Annotated in this window: 20 protein-coding genes and 3 tRNA genes; 10 read left to right on the top strand and 13 right to left on the bottom strand. The window is 66.3% G+C overall.

The genetic code is table 11. The annotated features are described in order from the left end of the window. Positions 1-168: 168 nt before the first annotated feature. Positions 169-945 carry a 23S rRNA (guanosine(2251)-2'-O)-methyltransferase RlmB gene (rlmB, locus tag ACED67_RS12625; RefSeq protein WP_395541999.1) on the bottom strand — a complete coding sequence of 259 codons (777 nt, stop codon included), beginning with the start codon at positions 943-945 and terminating at the stop codon, positions 169-171. A 154-nt stretch (positions 946-1,099) separates the two neighbouring features. On the opposite strand from rlmB, the gene ACED67_RS12620 reads away from it, so the two are divergent. From ACED67_RS12620 to ACED67_RS12600, 5 genes are all read left to right on the top strand, one after another. Further along, positions 1,100-1,183 (top strand) — tRNA-Tyr (locus tag ACED67_RS12620). A gap of 289 nt (positions 1,184-1,472) precedes the next feature. Next, entirely contained in the window at positions 1,473-2,429 is a 957-nt protein-coding gene (locus tag ACED67_RS12615) for a porin family protein (RefSeq protein WP_395541998.1), read from the top strand. 87 nt (positions 2,430-2,516) lie between these two features. Further along, complete coding sequence (locus ACED67_RS12610; protein ID WP_395541997.1) at positions 2,517-3,311, top strand: dimethylarginine dimethylaminohydrolase family protein; 795 nt, start codon at positions 2,517-2,519, stop codon at positions 3,309-3,311. Next, positions 3,308-4,297 (top strand): GT-B fold glycosyltransferase domain-containing protein, encoded by a 990-nt coding sequence (locus ACED67_RS12605; protein ID WP_395541996.1) that lies wholly within the window; start codon positions 3,308-3,310, stop codon positions 4,295-4,297. The genes ACED67_RS12610 and ACED67_RS12605 overlap by 4 nt, the downstream gene beginning before the upstream one ends. A 99-nt stretch (positions 4,298-4,396) precedes the next feature. Then, positions 4,397-4,531, top strand: a complete 135-nt coding sequence (locus ACED67_RS12600) for a hypothetical protein (protein ID WP_395541995.1) — start codon at positions 4,397-4,399, stop codon at positions 4,529-4,531. Between the two features lie 8 nt (positions 4,532-4,539). Here ACED67_RS12600 and ACED67_RS12595 read toward each other — a convergent pair whose 3' ends face one another. Continuing rightward, the gene (locus ACED67_RS12595; protein ID WP_395541994.1) at positions 4,540-5,151 is read right to left on the bottom strand and encodes a LysE family translocator; all 612 of its coding nucleotides are present in this window, start codon (positions 5,149-5,151) and stop codon (positions 4,540-4,542) included. A 72-nt stretch (positions 5,152-5,223) separates the two neighbouring features. Here ACED67_RS12595 and ACED67_RS12590 point away from each other — a divergent pair, with 72 nt between their 5' ends. Next, positions 5,224-5,673: an Lrp/AsnC family transcriptional regulator gene (locus tag ACED67_RS12590; protein ID WP_395541993.1), complete on the top strand. Its 450-nt coding sequence runs from the start codon at positions 5,224-5,226 to the stop codon at positions 5,671-5,673. 2 nt (positions 5,674-5,675) lie between these two features. Here the strand turns inward: ACED67_RS12590 and ACED67_RS12585 are convergent, their stop codons facing one another. The 6 genes from ACED67_RS12585 to hisA all read right to left on the bottom strand — a co-directional run bounded on the left by ACED67_RS12585 (position 5,676) and on the right by hisA (position 10,008). After that, entirely contained in the window at positions 5,676-7,097 is a 1,422-nt protein-coding gene (locus tag ACED67_RS12585; RefSeq protein WP_395541992.1) for an MbnB/TglH/ChrH family RiPP precursor modification enzyme, read from the bottom strand. A gap of 3 nt (positions 7,098-7,100) precedes the next feature. Then, positions 7,101-7,529: a hypothetical protein gene (locus tag ACED67_RS12580; RefSeq protein ID WP_395541991.1), complete on the bottom strand. Its 429-nt coding sequence runs from the start codon at positions 7,527-7,529 to the stop codon at positions 7,101-7,103. A 107-nt stretch (positions 7,530-7,636) separates the two neighbouring features. Next, a complete protein-coding gene (locus ACED67_RS12575; protein WP_395542179.1) occupies positions 7,637-7,948 on the bottom strand; it encodes a phosphoribosyl-ATP diphosphatase in 312 nt (103 codons plus the stop codon). 8 nt (positions 7,949-7,956) lie between these two features. Continuing rightward, positions 7,957-8,718, bottom strand: coding sequence for an imidazole glycerol phosphate synthase subunit HisF (hisF, locus tag ACED67_RS12570; protein WP_395541990.1), 762 nt, complete (start codon positions 8,716-8,718; stop codon positions 7,957-7,959). 42 nt (positions 8,719-8,760) lie between these two features. After that, complete coding sequence (locus ACED67_RS12565; RefSeq protein ID WP_395541989.1) at positions 8,761-9,210, bottom strand: DUF2867 domain-containing protein; 450 nt, start codon at positions 9,208-9,210, stop codon at positions 8,761-8,763. A 78-nt stretch (positions 9,211-9,288) separates the two neighbouring features. Continuing rightward, entirely contained in the window at positions 9,289-10,008 is a 720-nt protein-coding gene (gene hisA, locus ACED67_RS12560) for a 1-(5-phosphoribosyl)-5-[(5-phosphoribosylamino)methylideneamino]imidazole-4-carboxamide isomerase (protein WP_395541988.1), read from the bottom strand. A gap of 156 nt (positions 10,009-10,164) precedes the next feature. Between hisA and ACED67_RS12555 the strand changes: the two genes are divergently transcribed. From ACED67_RS12555 to ACED67_RS12540, 4 genes are all read left to right on the top strand, one after another. After that, complete coding sequence (locus tag ACED67_RS12555) at positions 10,165-10,554, top strand: DUF2147 domain-containing protein (RefSeq protein WP_395541987.1); 390 nt, start codon at positions 10,165-10,167, stop codon at positions 10,552-10,554. 70 nt (positions 10,555-10,624) lie between these two features. Beyond that, complete coding sequence (locus tag ACED67_RS12550; protein ID WP_395541986.1) at positions 10,625-11,527, top strand: DMT family transporter; 903 nt, start codon at positions 10,625-10,627, stop codon at positions 11,525-11,527. Further along, positions 11,485-11,718 carry an Ada metal-binding domain-containing protein gene (locus tag ACED67_RS12545; protein WP_395541985.1) on the top strand — a complete coding sequence of 78 codons (234 nt, stop codon included), beginning with the start codon at positions 11,485-11,487 and terminating at the stop codon, positions 11,716-11,718. Before ACED67_RS12550 ends, ACED67_RS12545 begins: the two co-directional genes overlap by 43 nt. Before the next feature lie 31 nt (positions 11,719-11,749). Next, positions 11,750-12,154, top strand: coding sequence for a VOC family protein (locus tag ACED67_RS12540; protein ID WP_395541984.1), 405 nt, complete (start codon positions 11,750-11,752; stop codon positions 12,152-12,154). A 75-nt stretch (positions 12,155-12,229) separates the two neighbouring features. Here ACED67_RS12540 and ACED67_RS12535 read toward each other — a convergent pair whose 3' ends face one another. The 5 genes from ACED67_RS12535 to ACED67_RS12515 form a co-directional block, all read right to left on the bottom strand. Next, the gene (locus ACED67_RS12535; RefSeq protein WP_395542178.1) at positions 12,230-13,135 is read right to left on the bottom strand and encodes a glutaminase; all 906 of its coding nucleotides are present in this window, start codon (positions 13,133-13,135) and stop codon (positions 12,230-12,232) included. Between the two features lie 23 nt (positions 13,136-13,158). Further along, complete coding sequence (hisH, locus tag ACED67_RS12530) at positions 13,159-13,800, bottom strand: imidazole glycerol phosphate synthase subunit HisH (RefSeq protein WP_395541983.1); 642 nt, start codon at positions 13,798-13,800, stop codon at positions 13,159-13,161. Positions 13,801-13,813: 13 nt separating this feature from the next. Then, positions 13,814-14,401 carry an imidazoleglycerol-phosphate dehydratase HisB gene (gene hisB, locus ACED67_RS12525; protein ID WP_395542177.1) on the bottom strand — a complete coding sequence of 196 codons (588 nt, stop codon included), beginning with the start codon at positions 14,399-14,401 and terminating at the stop codon, positions 13,814-13,816. 101 nt (positions 14,402-14,502) lie between these two features. After that, positions 14,503-14,577 (bottom strand) — tRNA-Gly (locus tag ACED67_RS12520). Between the two features lie 142 nt (positions 14,578-14,719). Next, positions 14,720-14,794 (bottom strand) — tRNA-Gly (locus tag ACED67_RS12515). Between the last annotated feature and the right edge of the window lie 132 nt (positions 14,795-14,926).

The following is a 14,926-nucleotide window of genomic DNA, read 5'->3' as shown; positions in this document are numbered from 1 at the left end:
GGAAACTCCAGATGAAAAAGGCGCCCGTACCTTGCGGCCGGGCGCCAAGTCGCGGAACGAGGGACAGTGAATCAAGGACGGGGGTTCCGGGTCCCGTACCTCTGCTCTGTGACATGGAAACCCCAGGGCGCGATTAAAAGTGCTGTCGCGCATTCGTGATCTGTGCCGTCAGCGGTTCGCAGCAGCGTAGAGCGAGACCGCCGCCGCATTCGAGACGTTCAGGCTGCCAAAGGCGCCCAGATAGGGGATGCGGGCCAGGAGATCGCAGGTTGTCCGCGTGCGCTCGCGCAGGCCCGGTCCTTCCGCGCCCAGGACGAGGCCGACCGGTCGCGTTCCCGCCTGGCCCAGAGCGCCCGACAAGGTCTCACCTGCCTCGCCATCCAGACCGATCAGGAAATAGCCGGCATCCTTCAGCTCTTCCATCGCCTCGGCGAGATTGGTGACGCGCAGATAGGGCTGTCGCTCCAGCGCGCCGCTGGCGGTCTTGGCCAGCGCCCCGGTCTCGGGGGCGGAATGGTGGCGCGGCGCGATCACCGCCCTTGCGCCGAAGACCTCGGCGCTGCGCAGGATAGCACCAACATTATGCGGATCGGTCACGCGGTCCAGCAGCACGACCAGCGGCGCGCCTGCACCCGCCACTGCCACGTCGATCATCTTGCCCCAGTTCAGCGGGCGCACTTCCAGCGCCGCGCCCTGATGGACCGAGCCTTCGTCGATCGGGGCGGTGAATTTGCGCGGGTCCATGACTTCGGGTTCGAGGCCCGCCATGGCCACGGCCTCGGCGATCTTGTCCAGCGCGTTGGGCGTCACGATCAGACGGAATTTCTCGCGCGCCGGGTTCACCAGCGCATCGCGCACGGCATGGAGACCAAAGAGCCAGACGGTCTCTTTCGCCTCGGCGCGCTTGCCGCGTTCCTTTTCGACGACCCAGGCCGGTTTCTTCATCGCTGAACCCTTTTCCGCTTCGCTCTTCCTTGCGCGCAAAGCCCGCGCCCGTGCAAGCCCCGCCGCTGCAAATTCCGCTTTGGCCGGGGCGGGCTTCGCGCGAAGAAACAGCCCTTGACGCCCCCCGCCCCCTTGGCTACATCCCGCCCCCATCGGGTGACGAGCTGCAAGGTGCGGCAGCGGACTGTAACTCCGCCGGGGCGACCCACGCCTGGTTCGATTCCAGGGTCACCCACCATTCTCTTCGGGAATGTTGGAAATTGGGCGGCACGGGCTTTGCCTCTGCCGCTCTTTTTCATTGCTCGGCTCGCCACTTCACACTGTGCTGCGAGGCGAGGGACAGCCATGAATTGAATATGTTGCCCATGCGCCGCAGAGTGTTGCCCGTTGGCAAATTTAACCATCTCCGCGTCTTGTGATGGCCGCATTTCCCCGCGACGAGAAGGCTTGCGGCACTGAAGCAGGGCACCGCAGCGCAAGGCCGCCTGGGTTTGGGGGCCAGAACCAAAACGCAGGGCAGACAGGCAATGAACCGTTTCATCTACAGCATCACAGCAGCGATTCTCGCGGCGGGCAGCGCGCAGGCGCAGGATTTTTACGCCCATGGCACGATCCAGTATGAAAGCCTGGATTTCGGCAACGGGATCGGCGACATGCAGTTCTTCTCGGGCGATGTGACCGTCGGGCTGAAGGGGATTGCCGGCACGGGTCTGGGCTTCGAGCTTGGCCTCAAGGGCTATGATTTCAGCGAATTCGATCTGGATGACATCGGTCTGCGCGATCAGGGCCTTTTCCCGGTCGTGTTCTACGACACCGCCTATGGCCGGTTCTCGGCCGGTATCCCGCGTGCGGCCACGGGCAGCTATTTCCGCCTGCCGGAAATCGCGGGCTCGCATCTCGTGTCCGAGTTCGGCGGCGTCCTCACCGCGACGCCCGACTTCTTCCAGACCGTCGTGGGGGATACGGTGGGTCTGCGCTATGACGGCAGTTTCGACAATATCTCGGTCGCCGTGTCCTATCACCGCGCCAACAACATTCTGGGCAGCCCTTTCGATGCCGAAGTGCTGAGCGCGGCGGGCAGCTACAAGATGAACGACTTCACCTTCGCGCTGGGCCTGAACCATGTGTCGGTCGAGGGCTATTCCGACACGGCGCTGATGGCGCGGGCGAATTACGATCAGGCCAGATGGGGCGCGCAGCTGATGTATGCCGAGGCGCCCACCAATGGTGATCCGCTGAACCTGCAGGCCGATCTGGTTGCCCTGTCGGGCTATTACCGCCCGATCGACAAGCTGACGCTCAAGGCTGATGTCGGCGTGCTGAGCGCGGATATCGGCGGGCCCTCGGCGGATGTCACCATCTATGGCGTGAACGCCGAGTATGACGTGTGGAACGGCATCTATGTCGGCGCGGGCCTGGCCGATACCGATCAGAATTCCGACACGATGACCAACGTCTACGTCGGCTACAACTTCTCGTTCTGAGTCTGCCCGCCCCCCCCCCGCCTATGTGCCCGGGGGCGGTTCTTGCCGGGGCTTGCCCCGGCGCCGCCGCCCGTGCCAGATGACGGCATGACCGACGCTTCCTTCCGCTTCACCCATGCGGTGACCCGCCAGCCCGCCGCCTCGATCACCTCAGGTCTGCGCGCCGTCGATACCGGCACGCCCGACCTTGCCGTGATGCAGGCCCATCACGCGGCTTATGTCGCGGCCCTGCGCGCCACTGGCGCCACGGTGATCGAGCTGCCGCCTCTGTCCGCCTTCCCGGATTCGGTCTTTGTCGAGGATACCGCGCTCTGCCTGCCGCAGGGCGCGGTGATCATGCGTCCCGGCGCGCCGTCGCGGCTGGGCGAGGCGGCCGAGATGGCGCCGACGCTGGAAGATCTGTACACGACCGTCCGCCGGATCGAGCGGCATGAAAGCTTCATCGAGGGTGGCGACATCCTTGTGACCGGGCGCGAAGTTCTGGTCGGGCGTTCAGCCCGCACCAACGCCGCCGGCATCGCCGAACTGGCGGCGATCGTCGCCGATTGGGGTCACAGCTTGCGCGAGGTCTTCACCCCGCCGGGCGTCCTGCATTTCAAGACCGATTGTTCGCTGATGGATGCCGACACGGTGCTGTCGACCGACCGGCTGGCCGCCTCGGGCTGTTTCGCGGGCTACCGGGTGATTGCCGTGGCCGAGGGCGAAGAGGCATCGGCCAATGCGATCCGCTTCAATGATGCGGTCCTGTTTCCCGCGGGCTTTCCGCGCACCCGCGACCGTCTGGTCGATGCGGGCTATGCTGTCACCGAAATCGGCAACAGTGAATGTGCGAAGCTTGATGGCGGCATGTCCTGCCTGTCCCTGCGCTTCACGCCGGGATGACCGACGCGGCGGCCTTCAACATCCTTGCCGTGGTGCAAGGCGGGCGGCTGGGATATGAGGCGCTTTTGCTGGCCGCCTCTTTGCAGGCGACGAATCCGGGGTTCGGCGGAAGGCTGTTTCTGGCCGAGCCGCAGCCTGGCCCGCTCTGGGATCGCGATCCGCGCCTGACAGATCAGGTCCTGCGGGCGCGGCTGGAAGAGCTGGGCGCGATCTTCCTGCCCTTCGAGAACCGGGTCTTCGGTGCCAGCTACCCCCATGGCAACAAGATCGAAGCGCTTGCCGCCTTGCCCGAAGCACCCTTCCTGTTTCTTGACACGGACACACTGGTGACGGGCGATCTTGCCAAGGTCGCGTTCGATTTCGCCCGGCCCTCGGCCTCGATGCGGCGTGAGGGCACCTGGCCGCAGATCGAGCTTTACGGGCCGGGCTATGCCGCGATCTGGGCGTCGCTCTATGACCGCTTCGGGCTGGATTATCACGGCTCGCTCGATCTGACGCAGCCGGAGGAATACTGGCAGCGGCATCTATATTTCAACGCGGGCTGGTTCTTCCATCACAGCCCGGCCCAGTTCGGTGCCCGTTTTCTTGGATATGCCCAGGAGATCCGCGACAATCGCCCCGCCGCGCTGACCTGTCAGGAACTCTACCCCTGGCTGGATCAGATCGCCCTGCCTCTGGTGGTCCATGCCCTTGGCGGCGGTCGGCCGGGGCCAGAGCTTGCGGGGCTGGATGGCGAGGTGACCTGCCATTATCGTAACCTCTCGCTGCTTTATGCCCGCGAAAGCGATCTTGCGGTGCGGGTGCTGGAGCAGGTGGCCGAAACCAAGGAGAACCGCCGCCTGTTGCGCGACTGGCCGCAGGTCAAGCAGATAGTCTACCAGAATGGCGGGCGCAAGGCGCGCGCCCTGTTCGACCGCGCCGCCCTGCCGCATCGCGAACAGGCGATCCGCAACACGCTGAAGCGCGAGGGGCTTTGGCTGCGCTGAACCGGGGGGGCGACGGGGAATGACAGCCCTTGTCACGGGCGGCTTGCCGATTTTCGTGCGAAATTGGGCGCATTGATCCATCGCATTCAGGACCCGGCCATGCCCCGCCTTGTTCTTGCTGCTCTTATCGTCTCATCCAGCCTTCTTTCCGCCTGCGGCGCGCATCCGACAGACGGTTCGGGCAGTTCCTCGGGCTACACCGAGCGTTCGCATGACCGGGATGACGGGTGCTGAGTGCAGCATCAGCCGCCGACCGGCATATCCAGCCGCAGAACCGGCCATAGCGATGCGACCAGAAGCACCGCCATGGTCCAGTTGAAGGTCCGCAGCCGCGCAGGGTCTTGCAACCAGCGCCGCAATCCCTGACCGGCTGCCGCCCACACCGCCACCGAAGGCAGGTTGATCGTCGCGAAGGCGACGGCCACCAGAAGGCAGCCAAGCGGCGTCGGATCGGGCAGATAGGCCGCGACCGCGCCCAGGGCCATCGCCCAGGCCTTGGGGTTGACCCATTGGAAACCGGCCGCCTGAAGGAAGGTCATCGGATTTGGCCGCGCCCGCCCCTCGCCCGGGGCGGCTGAATGGGCGATCTTCCAGGCGAGCCAGAGCATATAGGCGACCGAGGCGAGTTTCAGCGCGGTCAGCGCGATGGGCAGGCTGTGAAAGATGCCCGCGATGCCCAGGCCCACCAGAAAGGCCATCAGCGCGAAGCCCACGGATATGCCCAGCATATGCGGCACGGTGCGCCGCAGGCCGAAATTCACGCCCGAGGCGAGAAGCATCATGTTGTTCGGCCCCGGTGTGACCGAGGTGACGAAGGCGAAACCCACAAGGGCAAGGAACAGGTCAAGTGTCATGCCGCAACATTCGCGCGCCGGACGGCGAATAAAATTGCCAAATGATGCGGCGGATGACTATATTCACAATCCATGACGAAGATCGACGCCATAAACGAAAAAATATTGCAAGAGCTGTCCCGCGACTCGGCGCAAAGCAATCTTGCCCTGGCCGAACGCGTGGGCCTGTCGCCCTCGGCCTGCCTGCGCCGGGTGCAGGAGCTGGAGCGCAGCGGCGTGATCAAGGGCTACCGTGCCATCCTTGATCCCGCCAAGCTGGGCGTCGGCTTTGTCGCCTATGTCACCGTCGGCCTTGGCAGCCATACCAAGGTCGCGCAAGAAGCCTTTGAACGCGCGGTCGCGCGGGCCCCGCAGGTTCGGGAATGTCACAACATTACCGGGACAGTGGAATATCTTCTGCGCGTCGAGGTCGCTGATCTGTCGGCCTACAAGCATTGGCACACGGATGTGCTGGGCGTTCTGCCGCAGGTGCGGTCGATCACGACCTTCGTCGTCATGGGCAGCCCCAAGGATCGCGCCTGAGGTCACGACAGCAGATAGCCCTGCGTTTCGGGCAGAAGCTCCAGTTCCCAGACCGGCGGCGGCGGGCAGTCGGGCAGGCGGCGTTCGGCCAGGGCTTCGAAGACCGGGGCGGGGTTGCCGGGAAAGCGGACGAGCTGCGGTTTGCCATCGCGCAGCACGGCAAGAAGGCCCAGGTCGTAATCCAGCAGCCCGCGCAAGAGCGGATCGCCGTCCTCCGATGCCCAACCGGCAAAGGCTGCGGCTTCCAGCGGCGCGTAGAGGCGGGGCGAGACCGCCGAATAGTAGCGCGCCAGAAGCGCCTCGACCGCCTCGCGTTCGCGCAGGATCAGGTATCGGATCGCCCGCGGCAGGGTGCGCGCCAGCATCGAGCCGCGGAAACTGCGGGCGAGCCGGGCGTATAGGGCGACCGCATTGCCATCTTCCTTGTGTGGATGGGCGTCGATTTCGGCCTTCCAGACCGCCTCGGTCAAGGCAGCCTCCCAGGCGGCGACGGAGGGGGATGGTTGTCCGGGCGGTGAAGCAAAGACCGCGGGCCGCGCGTCTGAAACCGAACGGCCCACCCCCTCCCACAGCCCCCGCAGCGTCTCGGCGGTGCGATCCAGTTCCGCCTCACCCATGCGCGGGATGAAGGTGTCATAGACCTCGAAGTTCAGCGCGCCCAGCGCGGGCAGATCGGCCAGGACCTCGCGCGCGATGGCCAGAAGGTCGGGCGGGATCGGCCCGGAATGGGAATCGAGCCAGAAGCCGTCCTGTTCCATGCCGCCGGCCAGATGCATTTCCCAGACCCGGGCGCGTGGCAGGGCGGCAAGGAAATCGTCCAGTTTCAGCCGCCCGTTGCGGGCATTGCACCAGACATTGTGCAGGTCCAGCAGGATGCCGCAATCGGCCCGCTCGGCCACCTTCGCCAGATAGACGCCGTCCGGCATTTCGAATGCCTTGCGCGCCAGATAGGCGACGCCGGTTTCCACCGCCACTGGGCGGCCGACCAGCGCCTGAAAGGCACGGATGTTGCGCGCGGCCAGGGCCACGCCCTCCTCGGTCTGCAAGGGGGGCAGGAAAAAGCCCGCCGCCTGATGCGGTGTGCCGCCGACCGACAGGTGCTCGCTGACCCAGGGGCTGTCCAGCCGCGCTGCGGTGTCGCGGATCAGCGCGCATTGCACCGGATCGGGCATGCGGGTTCCGCCCAGAGGCAGCGAGACGGAATGGACCAGCTTGGCACCGGGCAGGGCGCGGAACAGGTCGATCCCGGCGGTGAACTCGTGGAACGGGCCGGCAAAGGCATCGTCGGCCAGCCACAGGGTTTGCGGTTCGATCTCAAGCAGGTCGAGGGCGGGGGTGGGGCCGGCCATCCGGCGCTCCAGCCAGGGGCGGAGCGCCGGGGCAAAGATCATGCCGACACCCAGCCTTGGGGGCTGGAAGGGCATGGCTCAGCCAAGCCGCATGACTTGCGCCTCGACGGCGAGGTCCTGGTTGATCACGAACAACTCCTCCATGTTCAGGAAGATGTCGCAGCCGGTGGCGCAGGCCGTGTGGCCGGTCATGTCGGCGATCTTGTCGATCATCGCATTCACATCGCGGATCGAGGCCACGGCCTTGCTGCTGACGCCCACCGAGACTTTGCGCACATCGCGCCGCATCCCGGCCCATCCCGCCACGCGGGCGGTTTCGGCAAAGCCCTTGGACAGCGCCAGCTCGCGTTGCAGTTCCAGATGGATGTCATGGCCCGAACAGCAGGCCGGGCAGCCCAATTTTCCCAGCACCTCGGCCAGCGATTTCTTCAGCCCGTCGATATTGCCCGCGACGGAAGCCGGGATCGAGACCCGCACGCAGCGGGCGCTGTCAGGAATATCCTTCATTTGGCAAACTCCGTGGAAAAAGCTCTTCAGGAAAAGAGCCTTCATCCTCGGCCTGACGGCAGAGTCGCGCAACAATCCGCGCGTGAGGAGCGCGTGAATAAATCGCGCTAGCCGCGTGAAGCCTTTTCGGCGATGCCGGATGTGCCCTCGCGCCGATCCAGTTCGGCCAGCACGTCGTCCAGCGTCACGTCGCGGGCGGCGAGCATGACAAGCAGATGGTACAACACATCTGCCGCCTCGGCCGTCAGCTTGGCGCGGTCGCCCTTGACCGCCTCGATGATCGCCTCGACCGCCTCTTCCCCGAATTTCTCGGCGCATTTCTCCGGCCCCTTGGCCAGCAGCTTGGCGGTCCAGGAGGTTTCGGGATCGGCGCCCTTGCGGGCGGCGATGGTGGCGGCAAGCCGGGTAAGGCCCGTGATCTGCGCGGTCATGTCAGCCTCATCGGAATGCCGGCGGCGGCCATATGCGCCTTGGCCTCGGCGATCGTATAGGTGCCGAAATGGAAGATCGAGGCGGCCAGAACGGCGCTGGCGCGGCCTTCGGTGATGCCCTCGACCAGATGGTCCAGCGTGCCGACACCGCCCGATGCGATCACCGGCACGTCGACCGCATCGGCGATGGCGCGGGTCAGGGGCAGGTTGTAGCCGCCCTTTGTGCCATCGCGGTCCATCGAGGTCAGCAGGATTTCCCCCGCCCCCTTTGCCGCGACCTTGCGGGCAAACTCGACCGCGTCGATCCCGGTCGCCTGCCGCCCGCCATGGGTGAAAATCTCCCACCGGCCCGGAGCCACGGTCTTGGCGTCGATGGCGACGACAATGCACTGGCTGCCGAAACGGTCGGCGGCCTCGGCCACGACATCGGGGTTGGCGACGGCGGCCGAGTTGAACGACACCTTGTCCGCCCCGGCCAGCAGCAGCGCCCGCACATCATTATGGCTGCGCACCCCGCCGCCCACGGTCAGCGGCACATAGATCTGTTCCGCCGTCCGGGTGACCAGATCGAACATGGTGCCGCGGTTTTCATGGGTGGCATGGATGTCGAGAAAGCAGATCTCGTCGGCGCCCGCGCGGTCATAGGCCTTGGCGGCCTCGACCGGATCGCCCGCATCGACAAGATTGACGAAATTGACGCCCTTGACCACGCGGCCATCGGCCACGTCAAGGCAGGGGATGAGGCGTGTCTTCAGCATGGGGCGTGAATGCCCTTGCGGCCATCAAAACGCAAGCCCGGCTTAGCCTGCCATGCGCCGGATCGCGCCCCGCACGATCAGGATGTGAAAGGGCAGCACGAGCCGCAGATAGGTGCGGCCCCAGAGATTGTGCGGATGCACCCAGGTTGACAGATAGATCCGCGCGCCTTGACGCAGAACGGCGATGCGGAAGTTCAGGTGCCGGTCGTCGAAGCCAAGGACGAACTCGTCGCGGCTGTCGATCTGGACCGGGAACATGCCCATCGCCCTGACCCCGGCGGGGGCTTCAGTCGTCAGGCCAAGCGGGCGCACCAGCGCGTTGCGCAGGCACAAAAGGCCGCGCGCCCAGGCGGGCATCGACAGGCCACGGGTGGCGGCATCCTGAGGGGTCAGAGCGCTTTCAACCGAATAGCAGTCGAGGAAATCGCCGGCCCGGTGATGCGCCCAGAGCGTCGAGGTGTGCGGAAGCTGATCAGCGCGGGCCTGTGCCATGCGATCACTCTGTCACAAAGGTCCCGGCCCGACATGGGGCGCTTCGTCGCGGAGGGCGGCCGACAAGGCGCAGCCCTGTCAGGCCTTCAGCGCCTTCAGTGCCGCCGTCAGGTCAATCGCCCCGTCATAGAGCGCCCGTCCCGAAATCGCGCCCGCGATCACGCCAGTGTCGCGCAGCGCGGTCAGATCTTCCATCCGGCTGACCCCGCCCGAGGCGATCACCGGGATCGACACGGCGCGGGCCAGCGCCTCGGTCGCGTCGATGTTCGGGCCCTGCATCGCGCCATCGCGGTCGATATCGGTATAGATCACCGCGGCCACGCCCGCATCCTCGAAGCTGCGGGCCAGGTCGGTCGCCATGACATCGGTCTCGGTCGCCCAGCCCTTGGTCGCGACCCGGCCCTTGCGGGCGTCGATCCCCACCGCGACCTTGCCGGGGAAGGCCTTCGCCGCCTGGCGCACCAGGTCCGGGTTCTCCACCGCGACCGTGCCCAGGATCACCCGGGCCAGACCTTTCGACAGCCACATCTCGATCGTCGCAAGATCGCGGATGCCGCCGCCCAACTGGCAAGGCACCGTCACGCGCGACAGGATCGCCTCGACCGCCGCGCCATTGACCGGGGCGCCCGCGAAGGCGCCGTTGAGGTCCACCAGATGCAGCCAGTCGCAGCCCGCCGCCTGAAACTTGGCCGCCTGCGCTGCCGGATCGTCGCCAAAGACGGTCGCCGCCTCCATCTCGCCGCGCAAGAGGCGGACGCATTGGCCGTCCTTCAGGTCGATGGCGGGATACAGGATCATGGTCGGGCCCCTTCGCAAGCTGCGCGGTCTTTGGCACGCGGCGGTGGCGATGCCAAGGGGCGCCCGTCGGACAAGCGACCCAACGTCACGCTTGATCGGCGCAGGGCCGGGCGCAAAGGATCACCGGCAGAGGAGCTTTGTGGGAGGAGGACCCCGATGAAGACATTCACCCTGGCAGGCGTGCTGGCACTGGCATTCGGCGGCGCGGCATTCGCCGACCCGATCGAGGGCACCTGGAAGACCAAGACCGACGACAATGGCAATTACGGCTATGTCCAGATCAAACCCTGCGGCGCGGCCTTCTGCGGCACGCTGATCAAGGCCTTCGACGCCAAGGGCCAGATCGAAAGCCCGAACATCGGCAAGCGCATCGTCTGGGACATGGTGGCTTATGAAGACGGCCATTACGACGATGGCAAGATCTGGTCTCCCGACCGCGACAAGACCTACAATTCCGAGATGGACCTCTCGGGCAACAGCCTTAAGGTCTATGGCTGCGTGATCGGCATCTGCCGCGACGGCGGGACCTGGACACGCGTGAACTAGGCGCCTTGCCGCAGGATCCGGGTCGCCCGAGCGGCCCGGATCGGGCAGAACCGGCGCGAAGGAGATGTCCATGCGCCGTTCCGACTGGGTCCTGCTGATCGTCCTGTCCTTTCTCTGGGGTGGCTCTTTCATCTTTGTCGAGGTCGCGCTTCAGGGCCTGCCGCCGGTGAGCGTGGTCTTCGGCCGGGTGGCGCTGGCGGCGCTGATCCTTGGGGGCGTTCTGGCCGCGCGCGGGTTGGCGCTGCCGCGCCGGGCCTGGGGCGCCGCGCTGGTGATGGGGTTGCTGAACAACGCCGTACCCTTCACGCTCTTCGCCCTGGCGCAGGGCCGCATCGACGGCGCATTGGCCGCCATCGTCAATGCGACAACACCCTTGTGGACCGTGGTCGTTGCGCATGTCTTCACAACGGACGAAAGGATCACCCCGGCAAAGGCGGCGGGTCTGGCCTTTGGCATCTGCGGCGTGGCGGTGATGGTGGGCGGAGCCTCGGGCGGCGAGGCGCTGGCGATCCTCGCCTGCCTTGGGGCGGCGCTGAGCTACGGTTTCGCAGGCGTCTGGGGGCGGCGGTTCAAGCGCATGGGCGTGCCCCCCCTGGCGACGGCCTTCGGTCAGGTCACGGCGGCAAGCCTGCTTCTTTTGCCAGTCTGGCTGCTGCATGACCGACCTTGGGCGATGGCCGCGCCGGGCGCGGGGCCCCTTCTGGCCGTTCTCGCCATGGCGACACTTTCGACCGCGCTGGCTTATCTGATCTTCTTCCGGCTGCTGGCCAGCGCCGGGCCGACCAACCTGTCCCTTGTCACCTTCCTGATCCCGGTCAGTGCGGCGGCGATGGGGGTTCTGTTCCTGAACGAGGCGCTTCTGCCGCGGCACCTTGCGGGCTTCATTCTGATCGCGGCGGGGCTTGTGGCGATGGATGGAAGGGGGGCGCGATGGCTGGCACGGCAGCGCGGCGCGGCACGGGACGCGAAGTAAGCGATGCGGAATGGCAGGCGTTCCAGGCGGGGGCGGCGACGAGCCTGGTCTGGGCGGTGGTGACGACCGGTATCCATTGCCGCGATGGCTGTCCGGGGCGGCCCCTGCGGCAGAACCTGCGCGTGGCCGAAAGCCGGGCGGCCGCCGAGGCGGCGGGTTTCCGCGCCTGCAAGCGCTGCGGCGGCGGTTGACCTGCCACAAGGTCGCGCGCAGGCTGAAGCCATGCGCCCCTCAGCCGTGCTCGAATCTGCCCTTTATGCCGAAGACCTCGCCGCTGCCGAGGCTTTCTACAGCGGCGTCATGGGCCTTGACGTGCTGGCGAAAGTGCCGGGCCGCCATGTCTTTTTCCGGGTCGGTGCAGGCATCCTGCTGATCTTCGATCCGCGCGCGACCGAAACCGCCCATTCGGGCGCCCGCTTGCCCGTGCCGCCCCATGGCGCGCGCGGCCCCGGCCATCTGTGCTTTGCCGCGACCCGGGCCGAGATCGACGATTGGCGCGCAAGGCTGACCGCCGCCGGCGTCGCCATCGAGGCCGAGTTCGACTGGCCCAACGGCGCCCGTTCGCTTTATTTCCGCGATCCGGCCGGCAACTCTCTGGAACTGGCCGAGCCGCGCCTCTGGGCCTGACCGGGCTTCGCGCTGTCACCAAGGCAATAATACTCTGCGGTGAGGCCCGGTGGGATACAAAACCCGTTTGGGGGTTCAGCCAAAGACCGACCAGCCCGTCGCACGCACCAGATGTTCCATCGCCAGCGTCCCCAGTGCCGAATTGCCGCGCGCGTTCAACCCCGGCGACCAGGCGGCGATTGCCGCCCGTCCCGGCGCGATGGCCAGGATGCCGCCACCCACGCCCGATTTGCCGGGCAGGCCGACGCGATAGGCGAACTCGCCCGAGCCGTCATAATGGCCGCACATCATCATCAGCGCATTGATCCGCCGGATGCGTGCGGGTGACACCAGGCGCGGGCAGCCTTGTGTGCCGACCAGGAACAGACCGGCGCGGGCAAGTTGCGCGCAGGTCATCTCGACGGCGCATTGATGGACATATGTGCCGATGGTCAGCGCGGCTGGGTTTTTCAGATTGCCATGGGCCGCCATGAACTCGGCCAGCGCGATGTTGCGATGTGCCGTAGCCTGTTCGCTGGCCGCGACCGACTTGTTGATGTGGATGTCGTCATCCTCGGCTGCGAGGCGGATGAAGCGCAGCAACTCCCCCAGCACCTCGCGCGGCTGATGGCCGGCAAGGATCGCATCCGTCACCGCGATTGCCCCCGCATTGATCAGCGGATTGCGCGGGATGCCATTTTCATGCTCGAGCTGGAGGATCGAGTTGAAGGCATGGCCCGAAGGCTCGCGCCCGACGCGGGTCCAGAGTTGGTCGCCCAGCCGCCCCAGGGCGATGGCAAGGGTGAAGACCTTCGAGATCGACTGGATGGAAAAGCCGGTGGCGCTGTCGCCTGCCTGAACCACCTGTCCGCCGGGCAGGGCGACGGCGATGCCGAAGGGGGCGGTCGACTGGCGGGCCAGTTCCGGGATATAGGTCGCGACCTTGCCGCGATCCGTCACCAGTGCCATATCAGCGGCGATCCGGTCCAGGATCGCCTGCATCCCCTCGGGCGAGGGGGCGCTGCTCACGGCGTCCATTTCAGGAAATTGGCGATCAGCCGCAGCCCGGTGGCCGAGGATTTCTCGGGGTGGAACTGCGTGCCGACGATTGTGTCGCGGCCGACGATGGCGGTGACCGGGCCGGCATAATCGACATGGGCCAGCAGATGTGCCGGATCGGCCACGCGGAACTGGTACGAATGGACGAAATAGGCGTGATCGCCCGTAGCAATCCCCGCCAGCACCGGATGCGGCTGGCCCAGGATCAGGTCGTTCCAGCCCATATGCGGCACTTTCAGTGCACGGTCTTCCGGCGTGATCCGCGTGACCTCGCCGCCGATCCAGTCGAAGCCCGGCGTCTCGGTATATTCCAGCCCCCGCGTGGCCAGCATCTGCATGCCGATGCAGATGCCAAGGAAGGGGCGGGCGCGGCTGGTCACCGCCTCGACGATGGCTTCATACAGCCCATCGCGGGCGGTCAGCGCGCTGCGGCAGGCCGGAAAGGCGCCGTCTCCGGGCAGGACGATGCGGTCGGCGCGGGCGACATCCTCGGGCCTCGAGGTGACGATGACCTCGCCCGCATCGCCCTCAAGCGCCATGCGCTGAAAGGCTTTCTCGGCAGAATGCAAGTTACCGGAATCGTAATCGACAAGGACGGTCAGGCTCATGCCGGGGCACCCCTCACAGCGCGCCCTTGGTCGAGGGCAATTGCCCCGCCATGCGCGGATCGGGCTCCACTGCCGCGCGCAGGGCGCGGGCGACCGCCTTGAAACAGGCCTCGGCGATGTGGTGGCTGTTCAGCCCATGCACCAGATCGACATGCAGCGTGATGCCGCCATGGGTCGCGAAGGCCTGAAAGAACTCGCGTACCAATTCGGTGTCGAACGTGCCGACCTTGGCGGTCGGGAAGGGCAGGGACCAGACCAGATAGGGCCGGGCCGACAGGTCCAGCGCGCAGGCGACTTGGGCATCGTCCATCGCCAGGTTGAAATGGCCATAGCGGCCGATGCCGGTCTTGTCGCCCAGGGCCTTGGCCAGCGCCTGACCCAGCGCGATGCCGCAATCCTCGACCGTATGATGATCGTCGATATGGGTGTCACCCTTGGCCTTGACCACCATGTCGATCAGGCTGTGGCGGGCCAACTGATCCAGCATGTGGTCAAAGAACCCGACGCCGGTCGCCATCTCGGCCTTGCCGGTGCCATCAAGGTTCACCGCCACCTCGATCGCGGTTTCCTTGGTCTTGCGGGTGATCTCGGCCTTGCGCATCGCCATCTTCCTTCGCCTTGCGCCTTGGCCAGTAACCCGGGAAGCCCGGACCGGGCAAGCGCCAGATATGCGAAAGGGCAGCCGAAGCTGCCCTTTGTCGCTGGAGCGGGCGATGAGATTCGAACTCACGACCCTAACCTTGGCAAGGTTATGCTCTACCCCTGAGCTACGCCCGCACTCCGTGGCGCGGCTGATAGCGCATGGGCCGGGCGGGTGCAAGCGGCAATCGGCGGCGGCGCCAGGCCTGGCCAGGCGCCGCTGCACCACGGCCCGAAACGCAAAAGGGCGCCCTGACAGGCGCCCTCTGGCTGGTCCGACTGGAGCGGGCGATGAGATTCGAACTCACGACCCTAACCTTGGCAAGGTTATGCTCTACCCCTGAGCTACGCCCGCGCCGGTTGGACAGGCGGGGATTTATGAGACCCGCGCAGGGGCCGCAAGAGGGAAATGCGGAGAGCGGCGAAAATTTTCTGGCAGGATGCCGGGCGCGCGCGCGGCACGCCTCGACTCAGGCGCGGAACAGGG

It is taken from the genome of Neotabrizicola paludis (genome assembly GCF_044142105.1).
Classification (GTDB): Bacteria; Pseudomonadota; Alphaproteobacteria; order Rhodobacterales; family Rhodobacteraceae; genus Pseudogemmobacter.
This window is presented reverse-complemented; position numbering and strand designations above follow the sequence as displayed.